This window comes from Bacillus cereus G9842, from assembly GCF_000021305.1.
GTDB classification, from domain to species: Bacteria; Bacillota; Bacilli; order Bacillales; family Bacillaceae_G; genus Bacillus_A; species Bacillus_A thuringiensis_S.
This window is the reverse complement of the sequence record NC_011772.1, coordinates 2,975,283-2,995,704: the sequence shown is the minus strand read 5'-3', so window position 1 is coordinate 2,995,704 and position 20,422 is coordinate 2,975,283. Positions and strand designations below refer to the sequence as shown.

Below are 20,422 nucleotides of genomic sequence, written 5' to 3'. Positions count from 1 at the left end.
TTCGTATTTAATCCCAAATTAATGGTCTTTCTAAGTTTATCATTCGTAAATATTGTAAAAATTGACCTGCATGGACCGCATCATGATAGGCAATTCGTAATAGCATGTCTCCTAAATATCTTTGATAGCCAACATCGCTTCGATCGATAAGGGTTGAATCTAGCTCTGCTATGTTTATGGATTGAACATACTCTATGAAGTCAGTAAAGTATGATTGTGCCAATTCAATTTCCTTTTTTACACAAGTAATTGGCTCTTCATCATACGGGAAATGTATATCATTTATTGAGCCGTTGTTTTTTAAAATCATATGATAGTAAAAAGTTGAGCTCCATACGTGACGAATCATCTCACCAAAAGAAATAGCCTCATTATCAGGCCTCCAATTAAGAAAATTATCGGGAAGAGAATTCCATAATTTTTCTGAGCGCCTTCTCGTCTCTTTCAAATTTAATATACTAAGATCAATTGCATTCATAATAAATTCTTCTTTACTATTAAACTTAAAATAATTGTATCAATTTAACAGTTAGGGTATCATCGAAATATGAATGTATATCCGAATATCTCATATATAGCTAAACTAATTGCTGAACCTACAAGAGCAATCATCTTAGATTGTCTAATGAATAATCAGGCACTACCTGCTAGCGAATTGGCTTATATGGCAAAAGTGTCACATCCAACAATTAGTTCTCATCTTTCTAAATTAGTAGAGGGGAATCTACTTACAGTTGAACAACATGGTAGACATCGTTACTATCGACTTGCTAATCAAGAAGTTGCAGAAGTGCTTGAAAAGTTAGAGACAATCGCACCAACAGTTCAAGTTCGCTCTTTAAAACAATCAGGTCAACTAAAACAAATTCGTTATGCTCGAACTTGTTATGATCATCTTGCAGGCAAACTCGGTGTAGAGATAACTGAAAAATTACTAGATAGGAAATTTATAATTTTAGAGGATGGAGAATACATTGTAACAGAACAAGGTAAACAATGGTTTCTGAATTTTGGAATAAATGTTGATGAGGAAGATACAAAAAGGAGGGTATTTGCAAAACCTTGCCTTGATTGGAGTGAACGGCGTTACCATATTTCTGGTTGGCTAGGGTCTGCAATTGCAAAACTGCTTTTTGAACAAGGATGGATTACGAAAACGGATAAGAACCGAGCTGTCCATCTTACAAAGAAAGGTGTAAAGTTATTGGAAGATCAATTAGGCATTGATATGAAAACTGAGGAAAGAAAAGCTTGAAATTAGAAAAGTCCGTCAAAATGACGGGCTTTTTCATTATGGTAGGAGTGTACATGAATAATAGGATGTTACCAATAATCGTTGCCAATAAAAAATCTTTCTTTTCATTCTTCTTTTTTAAGTTTTAAAGGAGAAAGCTAGGCTTCTTATTTTTACTAATGTTATAATAAGAAAAAAGCACGAAAAGAGGTCATCTCATGTTAGAGGTTATTGCAACATGTTTAGAAGATGTAAAACGAATTGAAAGCGCTGGCGGGAAGCGGATTGAATTAATTTCATCTTATACAGAAGGTGGTTTAACACCAAGTTATGCTTTTATAAAAAAAGCGGTAGAAGCGGTGAGTATACCAATTCATGTTATGATTCGTCCGCATGCGAAGTCTTTTACATATACGGAAGAAGAAATTGAAATGATGAAAGAAGATATTATAGTTGCGCAGAAGTTAGGAGCAGCTGGTGTAGTATTAGGCGTATTAAACGAACAAAATGAAGTAGATGAAGAGAAATTAGCGGATTTACTATCTGTTGTAGATGGAATGAATGTAACGTACCACCGTGCGATAGATGATATAGAAAATCCAGTAGAAGCGATGAGAACTTTAAAGAAGTTTCATAAAGTAACTCACGTTTTAACTTCAGGTGGACAAGGAGATATTGTAGACAATATTCCGGTGCTTACAGAAATGCAAAAAGTAAGTGATGGTCAAATTCAGCTTGTAGCTGGAGCTGGCGTGACGAAAGAAAATATAAAGCGATTGCTAGATGAAACTGGAATTTCGCAAGCACATGTCGGTACAGCGGTAAGAGAAGCAAAATCATGTTTTTCTGAAATAGATCCTAATGTAGTACAAGAACTAGTTGAAATAATAAAATAAGTGCTTAAGAAAGAGGAGAAACAATGAAGGAAAATACGAAGAAAGAATTATTCTCTTGGGCTAAAACGATAGGGTTTACCCTTGTATTAATTGCTATTATTCGCGGTGTTTTATTTACACCTTCTTTAGTACAAGGTGAATCGATGATGCCCACTTTAGAAAATAACGAACGAGTTCTCGTGAATAAGATTGGTTATAGTATAAGTGGATTAGATCGCTTTGATATTATCGTCTTCCACGGAAAAGAAGGGTACGATTTAGTAAAACGAGTAATTGGTTTGCCAGGCGATACAGTTGAGTATAAAAATGATGTTTTATATGTAAACGGCAAAGCGATGGAAGAACCATATTTAAAACAGTTTAAAGAAAAAGCAGTAGGCCGTGTATTAACTCCAGACTTTACGTTAGAACAAATCACAGGGAAAACGAAAGTGCCAGAAGGCCAAGTATTTGTTTTAGGAGATAATCGTGAAGTTTCTAAGGATGGTCGCATGTTTGGCTTTATTTCAGAAGATGAAATTGTCGGAAAAGGACAAGCTGTTTTCTGGCCGTTAAAACAAGTAAGAGCGTTATAAAGTGTGGTGAAGTATGGGAGAGATATTCTTCCATACTTTTTTATTTGCTTAAAATCTATTGATTGAATTGAAAGAATATTTTATAATTTTAAATTATATGTTTGTTTCGAAAAATGGAATTTAAGTTCCGTAATTCGGAACGAAAGGGAGATAGAATGAGTATAAATAAAACGGCAGTTAAGACAATGGATATTTTAGAGTTGTTTTATGAGCATGAAGAGCTAAGTTTAACTGAGATGGTTCAGCTTACAAATATGCCGAAAACATCTGTTTATCGTTTAATTGGCTCGTTAGAAGAGATGGAGTTTTTACAAAAAAACGAAAAGGGGAAATATCGTTTAGAGGTCGTATTTTTACGGTTCGGTCAACTTGTTTCACACCGGTTATCAGTAAGAAATATAGCAATTCCTTATATGAAAGAACTTAGAGATAGTTTAGGACAGGCAGTTAATTTAATAATTCAAGATGGTAATGATGCAATTTATGTTGAAAAGATGGAAGGTGTTCAGCCGGTACGCGTGTATACGGCGGTTGGAAGAAGAGCACCACTTTATGCTGGTGCATGTCCGAGAATTTTACTATCGTATTTTTCTGAGGAAGAGAAACGGAGATACATAGAGGAAGTGGATTTAAAACAGTTTGCAGATGGAACAATCGTGGATAAGAAACAATTGCTAGAAGTGTTGCAAATGGCAAAAAAGGAAGGCTACACAATTAGTTATTCTGAGTTAGAAAATCATACAGCCGCAATAGCAGCGCCCATTTTCGCAAGTGATGGAACGGTTGTAGCAGGCATTAGTATTTTGGGATTAGCAATTGAGTACAGCGAAAGTAACATTTCATATTTTATCGCTAAGGTGAAAGAAACAGCACATCGCATTTCGAAAGAACTCGGCTTTTTGACATAGAAAGAGGGAGTAGGATGAAATTTTCTGCGTTAGGGGATCAAGCAATTATTGTTACATTTGGTGAAGAAATTAAGATGGATATATATGAGAAAGTACAGCGGTTATTTCAAGCACTGCAGCAACATCCGTTTGCAGGAATGATTGAGTGCGTTCCGTCGTTTACTTCATTAGCTGTTTACTACAATGTATACGAAGTATGGAAGAGAAATGAGAGAAATGAAAGGCCATATGATTACGTTCACCAGTATATAAAGGAGCTGTGTGATTCTTATAAAGAAGAAGTAAAACAGGATGTGAAACATATTTCTATACCAGTGTGCTACGGGGGAGAATATGGACCTGATTTAGAAGAGGTTGCGCATTATAAAGGTTTACAAGTAGAAGATGTGATTCGAATACATAGTGAAACTACATATTTTGTATATATGCTAGGTTTTACACCAGGGTTCCCGTATTTAGGAGGACTATCAAAAGAATTAGAAACACCTAGAAAAGAAACGCCACGGTTACAAATCTCTCCTGGTTCAGTAGGTATTGGCGGAAATCAAACAGGTATTTATCCGCTTGAAACACCAGGAGGATGGAATATTATCGGCCGAACTCCTATTTCATTATTTAATCCAGAAGAAGAAATACCAACATATATTCAAAGTGGTATGTATTTACGATTTATCCCAATAACGAAGGAAGAGTACGTATCGCTTGAGGGGGCTAAAGAATGGATGTAGAAGTTTTGCATGCAGGAATGTTTACAACAGTCCAAGATTTAGGGCGATCTCATTATCAACAATACGGTGTACCCGTTGGCGGGGCGATGGATCAAAGTGCACTTCGAATGATCAATATGTTAGTTGGCAATGAAGAGAATGAAGCGGGACTCGAAATGACGATTATGGGACCTAAATTGTTAATAAAGAAAACGACTTTACTTGCGATTGGCGGAGCAGATATGGAACCGTTATTGAATGGAGAACGTATCCCGTTATGGCGTCCCATTTTAGCGGAAGAAGGTAGTATGCTTTGTTTTGGAAAAGTGAAAAGTGGTTGCAGAGCGTATGTGACTTTTGCGGGTGGCATCCATATTGATCGTACTATGGGAAGTAAAAGTACGTACATACGTGCTGCGATTGGCGGTATAGAAGGAAGAATGCTCAACAAGGGTGACTACTTCCAAATTGGTGCACAACCAGAAATGGCGAATCGTTTCATTCAAGACTTACAAAAAGATGGGAGAATAAAAACGAAATGGGCAATTAACAACAGCGTACTATCAAAGTATAAGAAACATCCTAAGCTTCGTGTCATAACTGACTTTGAATACGATCAATTTACAGAAGAAAGTAGAAAGGCATTTTTTACGAAAGAGTATAAAGTATCTAATTATGCTGACCGCATGGGCTATAGGATTGAGGGAGAAGTTTTAAATAGGATTGAAGAAAAAGAGGTTTTATCGAGTCCTGTTACATTTGGAACCATTCAAGTTCCAAATGGTGGACAGCCAATTATATTAATGGCAGATAGGCAAACGACAGGTGGCTATCCGAGAATGGGAAATATCATTTCTGTAGATTTACCTCTTCTTGCCCAGCTAAAGCCGGGGGACTATGTTTCTTTTGAGGAAATTACGCTTGAAGAAGCGGAACAATTGTACATAGAACAAGAAGTAAATATAAATCTATTAAAGAAATTTATCGCTTTACGAAGCTGAAATTAGGAGGGATACATTGTGACTACAATCGATTTAAACTGTGATTTAGGAGAAAGTTTTGGAGCTTATAAAATGGGGAATGATGATGAAATTCTTCCGTTCGTTTCCTCTATAAACGTTGCTTGCGGTTTTCATGCGGGTGATCCGTCTGTTATGCGGCAAACTGTTGAAAAAGCTTTGGAGCATAACGTAGCGATAGGGGCGCATCCTGGATTTCCTGATTTAATTGGATTCGGTAGAAGAAACATGAATGTTTCAGCAAGTGAAGTATACGATTATGTTTTATATCAAATCGGCGCATTAGACGCATTTGTAAAAGCGGCAGGCGGGAAAATGCAGCATGTAAAGCCGCATGGTGCCTTATATAATATGGCGGCAACGGATTCGAAAATTGCAGATGCAATCGCTAAGGCAATTTATCATATGAATCCGAGTCTATCGCTTTACGGATTAGCAAATAGCGAGGCGTTTATACAGGCTGCAGAAAAATACAATGTAACTCTCGTACAAGAAGCGTTTGCGGATCGTACATATAAGCAAGATGGAACGTTAACGAGCCGTACAGAAGAAAATGCACTTATAAAAAATGAAGACGAAGCGATAAAGCAAGTGCTTCAAATGGTGAAAGAAGGCTATGTAAATTCGGTCAATGGAGAGGAAGTAGCAGTTCAGGCGCAGACGATTTGTTTACACGGTGATGGAGAAAAAGCAGTACAATTTGCGGGAAAAATATACAGAATATTCGAACGTAATGGTATTTCTATTTGTGCACCGAAATAAAAAATAGGGGGAAGTGCTGGGATGATTAAATTAATCGGAATACTACTTGTTGCAGTGGGCTTTTTATTTAGATTAAATACACTTTTAGTAGTTATGGTTGCAGGTATTGTTACGGGGATGGTTTCAGGATTAAGTTTTTATGATGTGATCAGCATGTTCGGTAAATTTTTCATAGAAAATAGATATATGTCTATGCCAATTATATTAACTTTACCGGTAATCGGAATTTTAGAGCGTTACGGTTTAAAAGAAAGAGCAGAAGCACTTATAACGAAATCAAAAGGAGCAACAACTGGAAGAGTATTAATGTCATATTTTACGATAAGAGAATCGTCAGCAGCACTAGGGCTTAATATTGGTGGGCATGCACAAACGGTAAGACCGCTCGTTGCACCGATGGCAGAAGGGGCCGCGCAAGGTAAATACGGTAAACTTCCTGAAAAATTAAGAGAAAAGATTAAAGCAAACGCAGCTGCTGCGGAAAATACAGCTTGGTTTTTCGGAGAAGATATTTTCATCGCAACTGGTGCTATTTTATTAATGAAAGGGTTCTTCGATTCAGTAGGTATGCATGTGGGTGTATGGGATATGGCACTTTGGGGCATTCCAACTGCAATATCTGCACTTATTGTAAGCTGGATTAGATTTAGAAGGTTTGATAAATATATAGAGAAAACAATGAAGGCAGAAGGAAAAGAAGAGAAGGAGGCAATCTAATATGAACATCATCACAATGGATACAATCTATTATGTATTAGGGATAATCGTTGCTTTTATCGCTGTTCGTATCGCATTCGATCGTGAACATCCCAACAGATTCGGTTCTAGTTTATTTTGGGCATTGTTTGCAGTTACATTTTTATTCGGAAATGTAATTCCTTCGTTTTACGTTGGCTGTATCGTGCTCGCTATGGTCGTTTTAGCCTCGCTAAATAAAGTAACAAAATCAGAGGAAAAAGAAGTTACAGTACAAGAGCGTGTAAAACATGCTGAGAAATTAAAAAATAAAATTTTTATGCCTGCACTATTAATTCCTATTTTTACAATTATCGGTACGTTGACCTTAGGGAAAATTAAATGGGGAAATGTCTCTCTTGTTGATCCAGATAAAGTAACATTAGTTGCATTAGCGCTTGGTGCATTACTCGCATTCGTTGCGGCGATGCGTATTACAAAATCAAAAATAACAACGCCTGTACAAGAAGGAAGCAGACTATTACAAGCTGTCGGCTGGGCTGTAATTTTACCACAAATGTTAGCAGCACTTGGCGGTATATTCGCGAAGTCTGGCGTTGGACAAGTTGTTTCAGATTTAGTCGGACAAGTGTTACCGACAGAGTATCCGTTCGTTGCTGTTATGGCGTATTGTTTAGGAATGATGCTTTTCACAGTCGTAATGGGAAATGCATTCGCAGCGTTTGCCGTTATTACTGGCGGAATTGGTTTACCTTTAATTGTTCAAATGCACGGTGGGAATCCAGCAATTATGGCAGCACTCGGTATGTTTGCTGGATATTGCGGAACGCTACTTACGCCAATGGCAGCAAACTTTAATATCGTTCCGGCGATGCTTTTAGAACTAAAGGATAAAAATGCAGTTATTAAAGCACAAGTACCAATTGCTCTTTCAATCTTTATTATCAATATGTTTATTATGTACGGCCTTGTATATCGTTTCTAATTAGGAGGGAAAACTATGAAAACAGTATTATTAACAGGATTTGATCCGTTTGGCGGAGAAAGCATCAACCCAGCTTGGGAAGTAGCAAAAAGTTTGCATGAAAAAACAATTGGAGAGTACACGATTATTAGCAAACAAGTCCCAACGGTATTTCATAAATCAATAAAAGTATTAAAAGAATATATAGAAGAACTAAACCCTGAAATGATTATATGTATCGGACAAGCTGGGGGCAGACCAGATATTACGATAGAGCGTGTCGCAATTAACGTTGATGATGCAAGAATTGCTGACAATGAAGGGAATCAGCCCATAGATGTGCCAGTTGCAGAAGAAGGACCAGCTGCTTATTGGTCTACACTTCCGATGAAAGCAATCGTAAAAAGACTGCAAGAAGAAGGTATACCAGCTTTCGTTTCACAAACAGCAGGTACATTCGTTTGTAATCATTTATTCTACGGTCTCATGCATGAACTAGAGAAGCGTGATAAGAAAATAAAAGGCGGATTTATTCATATTCCGTTCTTACCAGAACAAGCGAGTAAATATCCAGGGCAACCGAGTATGTCACTTTCTACTATTCGTAAAGGGATCGAATTGGCAGTTGAGGTAACGACAACAGTTGAAGTAGATATTGTAGAGGTTGGGGGTGCGACGCATTAAATAAATCGAATCATACAACACCTCCTGTAAACAACTGGTATAATAAGTATAGGAAAATACATAGAGGTGATTTTTGTGCAACAATTTGAAGAAGTACGTTCAATTTTAGAAAAAGCGAAGAAAATTACAGTGTTAACAGGTGCAGGAGCAAGTACGGAAAGCGGTATTCCAGATTTCCGCTCAGCAAATGGATTGTATGCTGATGCGAATGTGGAGATGTATTTATCAAGGGGATATTATAATAGAAATCCGAAAGAATTTTGGAAGCATTATAAAGAAATATTTCAAATTAATACGTTTCATCAATATAAACCAAATCGTGGCCATTGCTTTTTAGCTGAATTAGAAGAACAAGGGAAAGATATTACGATTTTAACGCAAAATATTGACGGTTTACATCAATTAGGCGGTAGTAAGCATGTCATTGATTTACATGGAACACTTCAAACAGCACATTGTCCGAAGTGTAAAGCGGGATATGATTTGCAGTATATGATTGATCATGAAGTGCCTCGCTGCGAGAAGTGTAATTTCATTTTAAATCCAGATGTTGTTTTATACGGAGATACATTGCCGCAATATCAAAATGCGATAAAACGTTTATATGAAACAGATGTGCTTATTGTTATGGGAACGTCATTAAAAGTACAACCCGTCGCTTCATTCCCGGAAATCGCAAAAAGAGAAGTAGGGGCAACAACTATTTTAGTAAATGAAGAGTTAACAGAACAGGAATATAACTTTGATTATGTTTTTCAAAATAAAATTGGTGAATTTGTTGAAGGATTATCTTCAATGAAATAAGTTATCGAAAAAACTGAGGTATCCGCCTCAGTTTTTTATTTGAGTAATCACTGTTTTAAGCCATATGAAAACATTTTGATAATGTAGTAACCACATCTCTATAATTTATAAAAATCAATTTGCCCCATTTTTCTTTTAGAATAATATTCATGTTATTGTGCATTAAGGGAATGGTAATAAATAGGATAATTAATTAAAAAACTGAAAATTAAATCTTTTATTTCTTTTGTAATTAATATAAAATTCTATATATATCATATAAATAAATTTGATACATAATGATTTTGCGTAGAAATGTTAATAGAATGAAGCGAGGGAGCGAAATGAGACAGAAAAAGGAGCAGAAGAAACAATCGAAAAAGAAAAAGACTCATATTCCTTTTCGGTTAAATGTACTATTTTTTATTGTCTTTCTTTTATTTTCAGCTATTATAATTCAATTAGGTAAAGTACAAATCATTGATGGAGAAACGTATAGAAATGAAGTAAACAAAAAGGAAGATGTAACGGTAAGCACTCCCGTTCCTAGAGGGAAAATGTTTGATCGGCAAGGTCACGTTATTGTAAATAATAAACCATTGCGAACCGTTACATATACGAAAATGAGAGGAGTAGACTCGAAAGAAGTTTTACAAGTAGCAAGAGATTTAGCCAAGCTGATTGAAATGTCGCAAGAGGACATGGATAAGTTAACAGAGACAGATAAGAAAGATTTTTGGATGCAGTTAAATGAAAAGCGGGCAGCAGCGAAAGTAACGAAAGAAGATGAGAGTAAATTTAGAAAGCAAGAAATAGAAGGAAAAGAATTAGATAAAAAAGTAGAAGAACTGCGCCGGGAAAGAATTACACAAGAAGAATTAAATGAGCTTTCAAAGGAAGATATAGAAGTATTAGTAATTAAAAGCAAAATGAATGCAGGATATAAAATGACACCGCAAATCGTTAAAAAAGATGTAAGTCAAAATGAATATGCTGTCGTTAGTGAAAGATTGGCAAGTTTACCGGGGGTAGATACGACAGTAGATTGGGAACGAGAATACCCAAATGATAAAATACTGCGCTCTATACTAGGTAGCGTTTCTAATGAAAATGAAGGGTTGCCAAGAGAACAATTAGATTATTATTTAGTTCGTGATTATAATCGAAACGATCGTATTGGTAAAAGTTACATTGAAAAACAATACGAAGATGCACTACATGGAACGAAAGAACAGTCTAAAAATATTATGGATAAAGCAGGGAAAATTGTTCGAACAGAAAAAGTGACCGAAGGAAAAAGTGGAAATAACTTAATGTTAACAGTCGATATGGATTTACAGAAAAAAGTAGAGGGAAGCCTTGAAAAGAATTTACGAGCTTTTCATGCTGCAGAGCCGATGATGGATCGTGCGTTCGTAGTAATGATGAATCCGAAAAACGGTCAAATTTTATCAATGGCAGGAAAGAAAATTGTAAATAAAGATGGCGGTATGCAAATAGAAGATTATGCATTAGGAACGATGACAAGTTCTTATGAGTTAGGATCAACTGTAAAAGGTGCTACTTTATTAGCTGGATATCAAACAGAAGCGATTAAGCCATATACACATTTCTTTGATGCACCAATGTATTTTAAAGGAAGTTCTAAGCCGAAGAAATCGTGGAAAGAATTTGGGGATATTGATGATTTAAGAGCTTTACAAGTTTCATCGAACGTTTATATGTTTAATACAGCTTTAAAAATGGCAGGCATTAATTATGTCCCAAATAATCCATTAGATATTAAACAAGAAACATTTAATAAAATGCGCTACTATTTTAGACAATTTGGCCTAGGTGTGTCGACTGGTATTGATCTGCCAAATGAAGCAATCGGTCAAGTAGGTAGAACTGATAACATACCCGGATTTTTACTTGATTACGCGATTGGACAGTATGATACATACACGCCTCTTCAGCTTGCGCAATATATTTCCACAATTGCAAATGGCGGTTACCGAATGAAACCACAAATTGTACAAGAAGTTAGAGAGCAACCGAATAGACCAGAGGATGTAGGAAAAGTCGTTCGGTCGATTGAACCAGTTGTATTAAATCGAGTGGATATGGACACTTCGTACATTAATCATGTAAAAGAAGGGTTTAGAAGAGTTTTTCAAGAAGCTGACGGAACAGGTACCGGAACGTTTAAAGGTTTACCATATAAACCAGCGGGAAAAACAGGAACAGCTGAGACAGTATATGGTGGAGAAAGTGATATTGGAAGAGATGAGAATAACAACCGAAAAAAATGTTATAATTTAACTCTTGCCGGTTATGCACCATATGATGCTGATCCGGAAGTAGCTTTTTCAGTTGTTGTACCATGGGTGAATGATGATAAATCAGGAATTAATTCTGCGATTGGTAAAGAGATTTTGGATGCGTATTTTGAATTAAAAACAAATAGATCAAATACAAATTCAATTCCAGTAGAACAACCGAACAAGGCACAGTAAAAATAGTATCACTGCATGGAAACATATTGTGCAGTGATATATTTTTTGAGTTAAAAAGCGCTTTATAAGGTGGGAATGGATATGAAAAAGGAAATTAAGAGAGGCTGGGGAAAGTACATACTATTTATATTGGTGATGGTAATAGGCTACCATTCTTTTACTTTATGTAAAGTGGAAGGGGAATCGATGCAGCCGACTTTATATGAAGCAGATTACGTATTTGTAAATAAAGCAGTAGTACGTCTTTCTAATTTACAACGCGGAGAAATTGTTATTATAAAGGAAGCGGATGAATCGAAATATTATGTGAAACGTGTAATAGGGCTTCCGGGTGATGTAATTAACATAACGAACGGAAAGGTATATGTGAACGATAAAAAGCAAGAAGAACCATATACGAACAAAGATTTATTTAACAACACACAAGTGTTTTATAACTTTCAAAAGACAAAAATTCCGCCAAATAAGTTATTTGTAATGGGAGATAACCGCGAAGTAAGTAGAGATAGTCGAAATGGCTTAGGATATATTGAAGAAGATAACATAATTGGCAAGGTGGAATTCGTATATTATCCTTTTTCAAAAATGAAAATGATAGAATAAGTGGGGGAGAAGCAAAACCCCACTTATTAAAGTTTCACTTTATTTTCTTTAAAAAACCTTTTGGATTAAATGATATGAAAAATTTATGTTTAGACTCGTCGATTATGAAGTTATTATTTTTAGTTAAAAACTCATCCACAGCCTCCATCGGACCAGGACCCCAATCGGGAAGAAGCGGATTTCCATTAATGGAGGTATCTTCTACAATCATATAACTGCCAGTAGTGACGATAGATTTATATAGTAATAGTTCTTTGGATACATGCTCTTTACTATGATCAGAATCTAAAATAACTAAAACCACATCATCAGGTTTGCGCATGCTTACTATTGTTTGGACGGCCTGCACAGAAACAGAAGAGGCTGTTAAATACGTAATCCGATTATGTGATGGCCGATTTGGCTGCGGAGTTATATCGATAGTAAGTACGTGACCTTTTCCAATTAAATCTAACATAGAAGCTAAATACAGTGCACTACCACCGTGAAAAGTCCCGCATTCAATAATTAAATCGGGCTTTAATTCATAAATAATTTCTTGATACAAAAAGAGGTCAGAGGGAAGTTTACAGATTGGAACTCCGAACCAGTGTGTATCGTTTAACCACACGAGGCTGTTGTAATATTGGTTTAGAAATTCATTGCTTATATTATCGATTTTAAATTCTCCTTTCTAAAAAGGATTCTCTCGTTTGACGTAAAGTGTTTACGCATGAAAGTTGTACTATATATTATGTAGTAAGGAATTGTAAGGCGAGTGTTTTTACTTGAAAATAAGCCAAATAACTCATGTGGAAAATGAAAGGAAATGATTGTATGTACAAATACACAATTTGTTTTATTAGAAAAAGCGATAAAATACTGCTATTAAATAGAAATAAAAAGCCGAATATGGGGATGTGGAATGGTGTTGGAGGAAAAATAGAAGATAATGAAACGCCATACGAAGGAATAATTAGAGAAACGTTTGAGGAAACGGGTATAGAACTTTCAAGTGTAATGTATAAAGGGACTGTTGGTTTTAAAGGTAAAGATGAGCCCCAGGCTAGTGAAGGAATGTATGTGTTCGTTGCTGATTTGCCAGATGGAATGCAAATGAATACACCATTTCGTACGACTGAAGGATTATTAGAATGGAAAGAAATTGATTGGATATTAGATGGTGATAATAGAGGTGTTGTTAGCAATTTACCAAAATACTTACCGACAGTATTAACAGAAGAAAATAAGTTAAAACATATATTCACGTATGATAACCGGAATATTATTCATTACACAACTGCATGTTTGACAGAAGATGATGCGAATAAGCGATATGAAAAACAACTCATTTCTCAATAGAAGAGGATAGTGAAAAATCACGTTTTTGCTCTCATTATATATGCGAGGTGATTATATGTTTCAGAAATACAATTCATTGGTCAGAATTGTAATATATATGATATAACTTTTCTTATGGTGAAAGAGTAGAGAATATACGTAAACGGAACAAAAAGGAGGTGGCTTTGCCACCTCTTTTTGTTAGCTACGAATCGCCTTAATTATAAATCGATGTTGATTCACATCTAAATATCCTTTTTGCAAAATAATCTCATGTATACGATATAACTCCTCAAAGTACTTTTCGACAGTAAAATCAGGAATTTGCCACGGAATTGCTTTTAAATAATAGATGATAGCGCCAATATCATAAAAACGTTGGAAAGGGAATTCTTCTTTTGCTTCTAAAATAGTAAATCCATTTTGGTTTAACTCACTGCATGCAGTTTCGAGAGACCAATTTGCAAACTCACTATTTAGAGGCGTACCCAATTGTTCATTAAGTTCAACGCAATCAAGACCGCCAACTTGTTGTGTAAGAAATGTTCCATTAGGAGAAAGTATTCTATTTACCTCAGAAGCAGAATAGGATTCATGTTGATTCAGAATGAAATCAAACTGTTCATTTTGAAATGGTAAAGCAGTATCATCACTTACTGCCACAACTGTAACCCCTAAAGGTTCTAATTTCTTCTGAGCAATTGGCACGTTTGGAGCGTAGCCCTCAGTAGCGAATGTAGTTGACGGGAACGGTTGTAACATAGATAAAAACTCTCCGCCACCAGTACCCATATCGAGCATTGATTCTGCACGTTGCATAAGCTGAAAAGCAGTACTGCCGTACGACCACGATAATGGCTCGCTCTTCATTCGACCCGTTTCTGAAATGAAAGAAAAATCCCAGCCACTAAAGTTTGTATTTGCACTTTCTAATAAAGTTAAAAATAATGGATCACGTTTCATAAATTTGTCCTCCTATTTTTTAATGGATAATATGATGAGAAAAGAAAAAGGGAGGACCTCTTATTAAAATGAAGCAGTTTTATGTTTCATGTTCGAATAGATTCATATAAATTCGCTCCTTGTGAGAATGGTTATTTATATATTCGGGATAAATAAGTGGAAATCCTTTGATCAAGAGCTAGGGAATTTAGTAGATATGACTAAGGAAGTTCTAAATCGCTTGGAAAGCATGATAAGTGATAAAAATATATTAATTGGAATGCACCGAGAGAAATAATCGTTATTCACGAAAAAATATAGATGGAGGAAGCTTTGTTAAACCTGTTGAAGAATGCAATAGAACATTCTAAACCAGGTGGTAACATAATGATTCAGGTCAAAAATTCTCCAATCTATATCGAACCAGTGATCCAAGATTTTGGAGAGGGAATTTTAGCTGAAGAATTACCTCATATTTTTGAACGATTCTATAAATCAAGTAGTTCTAAAAAGCTTGGCTCGAATGGAATTGGGTTGGCACTTGTCAAAGCTATTATTTAGGCTAACTAACATATTGTATGTTTCAGTATCTATTTTATAAAAAAGAAAATAGATGTAACGGTCCTCCTTTTAATAAAAAAATCCTATAAAAATATAGTGCTCTTAAAAAATTTTGTTACAAATTTGTTTTGTTTGACTTTAAAAAAGGAAAGTAATATTTATTTGTAGAAAATTTTTAAGGATAAAAATAGGATGAATATCCATGGTAAGAAAAAGGGGGCACTTAAATGTTAACAAATGATTTAGATTTTCGATTAGAACCACGTTTAAAAGAACTGTATGAACAACATAAAATAAGAGCGCAGAAGATAGACTGGGCTTATCATGAGTTTTTACCATGGGATAAGGGAATGGACTTTAAAAGAGTTCCTTGGGATGAAAGTCAAGTTACTCTCCCTTCTGGTGTAATTACGGCCATTGAAACAGCTTTATTAACAGAAGTGAATTTACCATGGTTTACAACGTATTTATCTGCGACTTTTAAAGGTTCCCTTTCTGTTATTACAGACTTTATTCATACTTGGACCTCAGAAGAGGATCAACATTCGAATTTATTAGAGACATATTTACTACTCACTCGAAGTGTAAACCCTAAACGTATACATGAATTAAGAAAATCAGTCGTTGAGTGTGGATTTGAGCCTGATTTTCATACACCAATCGAAGCCATGACATATACGACGCTACAAGAACTTGCAACAATGGTGTTTTACAATAATGTAGCTAAGGTGGCAAGTAAGCATGATCCAGATCTTGCTACATTATTACGCCGTCTTGCAAAAGATGAAACACTTCATTATGCGTTTTATCGAAACGTTATTCGAACACATTTAGAATTGGAACCAAATTATTGCTACCATATTGCCAATGTGATTAGGAATTTTAAAATGCCAGGTGCCGTCATGCCTGATTTTGAAAATAGAATGGCTGTGATTGCAAAAGAAGCAAACTATGGCCCACTACAATATTTTGATCAAGTACTTGATGTAGTGGTTGAGTATTGGGGGTTAAAAGATTTACGACCAATTGCCCCTCTAGCAGAAAAAGCAAGAATTGAGATTTTGGAGTATCATATAAGATTGAAAAAAATACGGGATCGATTTGGCCGTTTTCAAGGGGAAATTGATCTACGTTAATGGGTGGAGATTTCAGGATATACGCGTATGGATTCCCTTTTCTTTTATTGGAAATCTCGAACGCTCTTTGGTATTTTACGGCTGTTTTACTTGATTTAACTTTTGAAGAAAAAAGTAATTGACACCTAAAATGAACTTGTGATATTATTAAATATTTGATAAAAAACAACATATGTGTTAAGCTTGAAAAGGTTACCACATATGGAGGTGGATTATATGTTTCAAATTGGCGATAACATTGTTTATCCAATGCACGGAGCAGGTATAATTGAAGCCATAGAAGAAAAAGAATTCTCAGGGGAAAAACAACAGTATTATGTCATCAAAATGTCAATCAGTAATATGCAAGTCATGATTCCTACGGGTAAAATATTGAATTCGAATATACGCCCAGTTACTGATATACTTGCATTAAAACACATTATACACATTTTTCAGCATGAAAAATCATGTAAATTACTGCCGTGGAAACAAAGGCATAAAGTGAACACGGACAAAATAAAAACGGGTGAAATACAAGAAGGTGCTGAAGTTGTACGCGATTTAATGCGTATGAAGAAAGAAAAAACACTGAATACAAGTGAAAAAAAATTGTTGGATGATGCATATAAGTTTTTGGTCAGTGAACTAGAATTAATTAAAGGAATCACTGAAAATCAAATAAAAAGTTTCTGTTAAGGTTTATTATAGATAATGTATTATATCTCCCGAAAACATCCTGAATTTTTCGAGAATATGATGAGTATTAAAAGTAAATCATTTCAAAGACATTCAATTTCTTCAACTCACTTTTAGAGTAGAAACCTCTTTTGTTATTACTTCAATCTAATCCATTTTTATTTTTAAATTTATTTTACGAACATTCGAAGTTTCATTAAATAACTCGATTAAATAGTCACTTGATTTTTGCAATCCTGATTCACACTGGCACGGACAAGGAGCCGTAAGGATGAAAGAGAGGTAGGGCTTTCATTGTTTTAGGTAATATACTATCTAAGTCATTATTTCTAGAAGAAAAAACAATCAATCTCACCGCCAGCTTTAAGAGTTCCTTACATCTACTGAGACAGTGAATAGTAATTGTTTATCTTCTTTACGTAAAATTGATAAACGAACTGGTAACACCATATGGTAAACTACAAAAAATGGTTTCCAGACCAAGAAACCATTTTTTATTTTATTTACATAACAATAGTAAATTAAGCAGTAAGAAGGAGTCCGCACATGAAAAAAATGTTAACAAAAGAATTAAGTAATGAATTAAAGAAGCGAGAAGGGATTATTTCTATTACAGTTGAGCCTTATGAAAAAATCGAAGTTGGTGGAATTCGTGTAGATGGACCAGCTATTATTCTAATTAATCAAGAATAGGTAAAAATAGTTGCATGCAAGGAGAAAAGGATCAGCCTTTAAGAAAAGGGGGATCCTTTTTGCTTGCTGCAGCTAATATGGGATATACATAACTTTTATCTGATGTGTTGGGGTTAAAAGGAAGGAGAGGATGGAGATTATCATGGTGGAAAGCTTAATATTGGTAGGATTTCTTTTTACGTTATATAAATTAGTTGATAAAAAAACAAACTAATTATTTAAAACGATAGATTGTTTCCTTTTTAAGGCCGAGATTTATCTGAGAGTGAAATGGATCATCTAAAGGAGGAATTAAAATGGATGCAAGGAAAGAACGCATAAAATACGAGAAGATGTCAAAGAATTATGATCGTATTTATTTAGTTTCGTTTATCCTATTAATTGTACTTGTTTGTAGTAGTGTGATTATCATAGGAGCTACAGGCGGAAAATATGGAGTGTTTTTATTGTTAGCAATTTTACTTAACGCACGTATTACGAAAGAATCTCAAAAAAAAGTATGAGCACTATTCTAATAAAGGGCGTATTTAAAATGATACATAACCAGAAAGGAACAACCTAGATGTATATTCAAAATATCCCTTTATCATCTCCTATTAACTAGTAAAAGTAACTTTATATAAATCATTTTTTTAGCAATGTAGAAATAGAAACCGTACCCTATTAAAATGTTATTTCCGTCCATATAATGAATTATCCTTCTAGCATATTTATAAGATTTATATCATATATTAGTAGAAAGAATGCAAGTTAGAAAGGAGTTTTATAGAATGAGTTATTTGGAGGGAAATGACTTTAGTAAACAAAATATGGTAAGTGTGCCTAATCCCTATGTATATCAGACATTACAATCAGTAATTGGTAAACATGTGGTTATTGAAACTGTAAGAGGCAATATAAGAGGTAAATTAAAGGATGTGAAACTAGATCATTTGCTCATTGAAGATACGGTGCCATATATTGTACGCATTCAACAAATTGTATGGATTATGCCAAAACAATAATCACATGTAATTTGATTTATAATAGATTAGCATTATAAATCAAATAAAAACACAGGGTTTTATCTCTGTGTTTCTTCAAATTTTCGTTTTTGGATATATGCTTGAGCATGGATAATTTCTTTCTGAAGTTCTTTTAATTCTTCCATAGATCCAGATTCAATCCTCATGTACGTAGTAACTAGACTAATCATCATATCCATCTTCTCTACTATATTTTGAATGACCTGTTCAGATTGCTCTTTTTTAGGGTGTTGTATTGCTATTAGAGCATTTTCTATATAATTGTTCTTTCTTTGCTGGATATCATAAATAAACTGTTTTGTGTTTGAGTTCATTTGTTATTCCTCCGTTTTGGATATACTTCTATTCTATCATATTTGAATGGTGAATATTAGATTCCCCTAAATATACACCTGTCACATACATCTCCTCAAATATAGAAACTAATTCCTTAACGTACAGGGAGCTAATCAAAATATGTTAATTTTGTGTCTAAACGTACAATTTTCGTTTTTGATATGGTGAGCCCTAATTGTAGTGCCCAATCCGATGTAAATTCCTCAATAACAACAGATTTTTCCATATCTCTAATACCCTTATGTATTTTGTGCTTGAATATAATATCAGATTTAGATAAGCAAAACTATTTCAAGTGAATAGAATCCACTCTTTAAGAATACATAAAAAATATATATAAAAGCGTATTCTAATCACTGCATCATTGGTGAAAGTAGAATTCTATAAATTTTGGAGGAAGAGATATGCAAAAAAAGGTTCTCCTGTTTACAGATTTAGGGATTGATGATGCGTTTGCTATACTGTACACCTTTTTTCGTAAAGACATTCAACTTGTAGGAATTGTGGCCGATTATGGAAATGTATCAAGAGAAGATGTAATAAGAAATATTAACTATTTAAAGTACATTGCGGGAAGAGAAGAAATACCTGTATTCCTTGGTGCTTCTGTACCGTTGACAGGTATAGTGATTCAGTATTTCCCTGAGGTACATGGAAAAGTTGGATTAGGACCTATTATTCCACCTGAAATTTCATATCCAGTTTATCCTTTAAATGATATTTATCAAATTATAGAATCAAATTTAGAAGATCTTACAATTATCAATTTAGGAAGACTTTCTTCGCTAGCTACGACTTTTGTATTAAATTTAGAAACAATGCGAAATGTAAGAGAATGCATTTGCATGGGGGGAGCTTTTTTCTATCCAGGTAACGTAACTGCTGTGGCTGAAGCTAATTTTTACGCAGACCCGTATGCAGCAAACTTAATTCTGCAGCATGCAAAGAACTTGACGATTATTCCTTTAAATGTGACTCAACACGCGATTGTTACACCCGAAATGGTCCAGCAAATTGATGCATTTCATCGGAGTACACAGGATCTTGCAGGACTCATCATCAAACCTATGTTAGATTATTATTATAATTTCTACTCCAAGTCTAATCCTGGTATAAGTGGAAGTCCTATGCATGATTTTGTAACAGTTTGGTATTTGCTAAATCAAGACGCTGTTAGTCTTTCAAGAGTACCTATTAAAGTAATCCCTGATCAAGGAGAAGGATTTGGTCAAAGCATTGCAGATTTTCGTTTTGTTACTAATCCAGGCTATAAAACGCATAATGTAGCTTTTCAGTTTGATTATGAAAAATTTAAGAAAGATATTATGGAAACGTTCCTAAAGAAGAGAGTGTAATAGACTTTATTAACTTCAGATAATACGGATTATGAGAATCAAATGTC

General features: G+C 34.7%; 23 protein-coding genes and 2 pseudogenes. 21 read left to right on the top strand and 4 right to left on the bottom strand.

Annotated elements, in window-relative coordinates; all coding sequences use genetic code 11:
* Positions 1 to 7: 7 nt before the first annotated feature.
* The gene (locus tag BCG9842_RS15135; RefSeq protein WP_000991277.1) at positions 8 to 478 is read right to left on the bottom strand and encodes a DinB family protein; all 471 of its coding nucleotides are present in this window, start codon (positions 476 to 478) and stop codon (positions 8 to 10) included.
* Positions 479 to 547: 69 nt separating this feature from the next.
* Here BCG9842_RS15135 and BCG9842_RS15130 point away from each other — a divergent pair, with 69 nt between their 5' ends.
* The 13 genes from BCG9842_RS15130 (at position 548) to lepB (BCG9842_RS15070) (ending at position 12,329) form a co-directional block, all read left to right on the top strand.
* The gene (locus BCG9842_RS15130; RefSeq protein WP_001103796.1) at positions 548 to 1,255 is read left to right on the top strand and encodes an ArsR/SmtB family transcription factor; all 708 of its coding nucleotides are present in this window, start codon (positions 548 to 550) and stop codon (positions 1,253 to 1,255) included.
* Positions 1,256 to 1,452: 197 nt separating this feature from the next.
* Entirely contained in the window at positions 1,453 to 2,130 is a 678-nt protein-coding gene (locus tag BCG9842_RS15125; protein WP_000895107.1) for a copper homeostasis protein CutC, read from the top strand.
* Between the two features lie 23 nt (positions 2,131 to 2,153).
* On the top strand, positions 2,154 to 2,705 hold the full coding sequence (gene lepB / locus BCG9842_RS15120; RefSeq protein WP_000662490.1) for a signal peptidase I: 552 nt from the start codon (positions 2,154 to 2,156) through the stop codon (positions 2,703 to 2,705).
* A gap of 155 nt (positions 2,706 to 2,860) precedes the next feature.
* Positions 2,861 to 3,613 carry an IclR family transcriptional regulator gene (locus BCG9842_RS15115; RefSeq protein WP_000026355.1) on the top strand — a complete coding sequence of 251 codons (753 nt, stop codon included), beginning with the start codon at positions 2,861 to 2,863 and terminating at the stop codon, positions 3,611 to 3,613.
* Positions 3,614 to 3,627: 14 nt separating this feature from the next.
* Complete coding sequence (gene pxpB / locus BCG9842_RS15110) at positions 3,628 to 4,341, top strand: 5-oxoprolinase subunit PxpB (RefSeq protein ID WP_000672263.1); 714 nt, start codon at positions 3,628 to 3,630, stop codon at positions 4,339 to 4,341.
* Positions 4,332 to 5,321, top strand: coding sequence for a biotin-dependent carboxyltransferase family protein (locus BCG9842_RS15105; RefSeq protein WP_000382228.1), 990 nt, complete (start codon positions 4,332 to 4,334; stop codon positions 5,319 to 5,321). Before pxpB ends, BCG9842_RS15105 begins: the two co-directional genes overlap by 10 nt.
* Positions 5,322 to 5,339: 18 nt before the next feature.
* A complete protein-coding gene (gene pxpA / locus BCG9842_RS15100; protein ID WP_000207324.1) occupies positions 5,340 to 6,101 on the top strand; it encodes a 5-oxoprolinase subunit PxpA in 762 nt (253 codons plus the stop codon).
* Positions 6,102 to 6,122: 21 nt separating this feature from the next.
* On the top strand, positions 6,123 to 6,818 hold the full coding sequence (locus tag BCG9842_RS15095) for a DUF969 domain-containing protein (protein ID WP_000593392.1): 696 nt from the start codon (positions 6,123 to 6,125) through the stop codon (positions 6,816 to 6,818).
* A 1-nt stretch (position 6,819) separates the two neighbouring features.
* The gene (locus BCG9842_RS15090) at positions 6,820 to 7,782 is read left to right on the top strand and encodes a DUF979 domain-containing protein (RefSeq protein ID WP_001021666.1); all 963 of its coding nucleotides are present in this window, start codon (positions 6,820 to 6,822) and stop codon (positions 7,780 to 7,782) included.
* Positions 7,783 to 7,797: 15 nt separating this feature from the next.
* A complete protein-coding gene (pcp, locus tag BCG9842_RS15085; protein WP_000859748.1) occupies positions 7,798 to 8,445 on the top strand; it encodes a pyroglutamyl-peptidase I in 648 nt (215 codons plus the stop codon).
* A 66-nt stretch (positions 8,446 to 8,511) separates the two neighbouring features.
* Entirely contained in the window at positions 8,512 to 9,249 is a 738-nt protein-coding gene (locus BCG9842_RS15080) for an NAD-dependent protein deacylase (RefSeq protein ID WP_079997208.1), read from the top strand.
* A gap of 323 nt (positions 9,250 to 9,572) precedes the next feature.
* Positions 9,573 to 11,726, top strand: a complete 2,154-nt coding sequence (locus BCG9842_RS15075; RefSeq protein WP_001249189.1) for a peptidoglycan D,D-transpeptidase FtsI family protein — start codon at positions 9,573 to 9,575, stop codon at positions 11,724 to 11,726.
* An 81-nt stretch (positions 11,727 to 11,807) separates the two neighbouring features.
* A complete protein-coding gene (gene lepB / locus BCG9842_RS15070; protein WP_000711484.1) occupies positions 11,808 to 12,329 on the top strand; it encodes a signal peptidase I in 522 nt (173 codons plus the stop codon).
* Between the two features lie 34 nt (positions 12,330 to 12,363).
* On the opposite strand, the gene BCG9842_RS15065 is transcribed toward lepB (BCG9842_RS15070), so the two are convergent.
* Positions 12,364 to 12,987, bottom strand: a complete 624-nt coding sequence (locus tag BCG9842_RS15065) for a cephalosporin hydroxylase family protein (RefSeq protein ID WP_265736909.1) — start codon at positions 12,985 to 12,987, stop codon at positions 12,364 to 12,366.
* Positions 12,988 to 13,145: 158 nt separating this feature from the next.
* On the opposite strand from BCG9842_RS15065, the gene BCG9842_RS15060 reads away from it, so the two are divergent.
* A complete protein-coding gene (locus BCG9842_RS15060; protein ID WP_000280181.1) occupies positions 13,146 to 13,670 on the top strand; it encodes an NUDIX hydrolase in 525 nt (174 codons plus the stop codon).
* Between the two features lie 180 nt (positions 13,671 to 13,850).
* Here the strand turns inward: BCG9842_RS15060 and BCG9842_RS15055 are convergent, their stop codons facing one another.
* Complete coding sequence (locus BCG9842_RS15055; protein ID WP_000817594.1) at positions 13,851 to 14,612, bottom strand: class I SAM-dependent methyltransferase; 762 nt, start codon at positions 14,610 to 14,612, stop codon at positions 13,851 to 13,853.
* Positions 14,613 to 14,775: 163 nt separating this feature from the next.
* On the opposite strand from BCG9842_RS15055, the pseudogene BCG9842_RS31935 reads away from it, so the two are divergent.
* From BCG9842_RS31935 to BCG9842_RS15025, 6 genes and pseudogenes are all read left to right on the top strand, one after another.
* Positions 14,776 to 15,149: pseudogene (locus tag BCG9842_RS31935) on the top strand (sensor histidine kinase); the annotation flags it as partial.
* A 230-nt stretch (positions 15,150 to 15,379) separates the two neighbouring features.
* Positions 15,380 to 16,288: an acyl-ACP desaturase gene (locus tag BCG9842_RS15045; RefSeq protein WP_000957094.1), complete on the top strand. Its 909-nt coding sequence runs from the start codon at positions 15,380 to 15,382 to the stop codon at positions 16,286 to 16,288.
* Positions 16,289 to 16,504: 216 nt separating this feature from the next.
* Positions 16,505 to 16,966 carry a CarD family transcriptional regulator gene (locus tag BCG9842_RS15040; protein ID WP_000486295.1) on the top strand — a complete coding sequence of 154 codons (462 nt, stop codon included), beginning with the start codon at positions 16,505 to 16,507 and terminating at the stop codon, positions 16,964 to 16,966.
* A 546-nt stretch (positions 16,967 to 17,512) separates the two neighbouring features.
* The gene (locus BCG9842_RS15035; RefSeq protein WP_000738546.1) at positions 17,513 to 17,659 is read left to right on the top strand and encodes a BC1881 family protein; all 147 of its coding nucleotides are present in this window, start codon (positions 17,513 to 17,515) and stop codon (positions 17,657 to 17,659) included.
* A 296-nt stretch (positions 17,660 to 17,955) separates the two neighbouring features.
* Positions 17,956 to 18,190 (top strand): annotated as a pseudogene (locus BCG9842_RS15030) (hypothetical protein).
* Between the two features lie 239 nt (positions 18,191 to 18,429).
* Positions 18,430 to 18,663 (top strand): YuzF family protein, encoded by a 234-nt coding sequence (locus BCG9842_RS15025; RefSeq protein ID WP_000120816.1) that lies wholly within the window; start codon positions 18,430 to 18,432, stop codon positions 18,661 to 18,663.
* Between the two features lie 59 nt (positions 18,664 to 18,722).
* On the opposite strand, the gene BCG9842_RS15020 is transcribed toward BCG9842_RS15025, so the two are convergent.
* Positions 18,723 to 18,998: a hypothetical protein gene (locus BCG9842_RS15020; protein ID WP_001087711.1), complete on the bottom strand. Its 276-nt coding sequence runs from the start codon at positions 18,996 to 18,998 to the stop codon at positions 18,723 to 18,725.
* Between the two features lie 426 nt (positions 18,999 to 19,424).
* Here BCG9842_RS15020 and BCG9842_RS15015 point away from each other — a divergent pair, with 426 nt between their 5' ends.
* A complete protein-coding gene (locus BCG9842_RS15015) occupies positions 19,425 to 20,375 on the top strand; it encodes a nucleoside hydrolase (RefSeq protein WP_001170286.1) in 951 nt (316 codons plus the stop codon).
* Positions 20,376 to 20,422 lie beyond the last annotated feature (47 nt).

Bases quoted from the DNA above. Each gene is read 5' to 3' on its own strand.
- BCG9842_RS15135 (WP_000991277.1), bottom strand. From the start codon at position 478: ATGAATGCAATTGATCTTAGTATATTAAATTTGAAAGAGACGAGAAGG.
- BCG9842_RS15130 (WP_001103796.1), top strand. From the start codon at position 548: ATGAATGTATATCCGAATATCTCATATATAGCTAAACTAATTGCTGAA.
- BCG9842_RS15125 (WP_000895107.1), top strand. From the start codon at position 1,453: ATGTTAGAGGTTATTGCAACATGTTTAGAAGATGTAAAACGAATTGAA.
- lepB (WP_000662490.1), top strand. From the start codon at position 2,154: ATGAAGGAAAATACGAAGAAAGAATTATTCTCTTGGGCTAAAACGATA.
- BCG9842_RS15115 (WP_000026355.1), top strand. From the start codon at position 2,861: ATGAGTATAAATAAAACGGCAGTTAAGACAATGGATATTTTAGAGTTG.
- pxpB (WP_000672263.1), top strand. From the start codon at position 3,628: ATGAAATTTTCTGCGTTAGGGGATCAAGCAATTATTGTTACATTTGGT.
- BCG9842_RS15105 (WP_000382228.1), top strand. From the start codon at position 4,332: ATGGATGTAGAAGTTTTGCATGCAGGAATGTTTACAACAGTCCAAGAT.
- BCG9842_RS15095 (WP_000593392.1), top strand. From the start codon at position 6,123: ATGATTAAATTAATCGGAATACTACTTGTTGCAGTGGGCTTTTTATTT.
- BCG9842_RS15090 (WP_001021666.1), top strand. From the start codon at position 6,820: ATGAACATCATCACAATGGATACAATCTATTATGTATTAGGGATAATC.
- pcp (WP_000859748.1), top strand. From the start codon at position 7,798: ATGAAAACAGTATTATTAACAGGATTTGATCCGTTTGGCGGAGAAAGC.
- BCG9842_RS15075 (WP_001249189.1), top strand. From the start codon at position 9,573: ATGAGACAGAAAAAGGAGCAGAAGAAACAATCGAAAAAGAAAAAGACT.
- lepB (WP_000711484.1), top strand. From the start codon at position 11,808: ATGAAAAAGGAAATTAAGAGAGGCTGGGGAAAGTACATACTATTTATA.
- BCG9842_RS15060 (WP_000280181.1), top strand. From the start codon at position 13,146: ATGTACAAATACACAATTTGTTTTATTAGAAAAAGCGATAAAATACTG.
- BCG9842_RS15055 (WP_000817594.1), bottom strand. From the start codon at position 14,612: ATGAAACGTGATCCATTATTTTTAACTTTATTAGAAAGTGCAAATACA.
- BCG9842_RS15045 (WP_000957094.1), top strand. From the start codon at position 15,380: ATGTTAACAAATGATTTAGATTTTCGATTAGAACCACGTTTAAAAGAA.
- BCG9842_RS15040 (WP_000486295.1), top strand. From the start codon at position 16,505: ATGTTTCAAATTGGCGATAACATTGTTTATCCAATGCACGGAGCAGGT.
- BCG9842_RS15035 (WP_000738546.1), top strand. From the start codon at position 17,513: ATGAAAAAAATGTTAACAAAAGAATTAAGTAATGAATTAAAGAAGCGA.
- BCG9842_RS15025 (WP_000120816.1), top strand. From the start codon at position 18,430: ATGAGTTATTTGGAGGGAAATGACTTTAGTAAACAAAATATGGTAAGT.
- BCG9842_RS15020 (WP_001087711.1), bottom strand. From the start codon at position 18,998: ATGAACTCAAACACAAAACAGTTTATTTATGATATCCAGCAAAGAAAG.
- BCG9842_RS15015 (WP_001170286.1), top strand. From the start codon at position 19,425: ATGCAAAAAAAGGTTCTCCTGTTTACAGATTTAGGGATTGATGATGCG.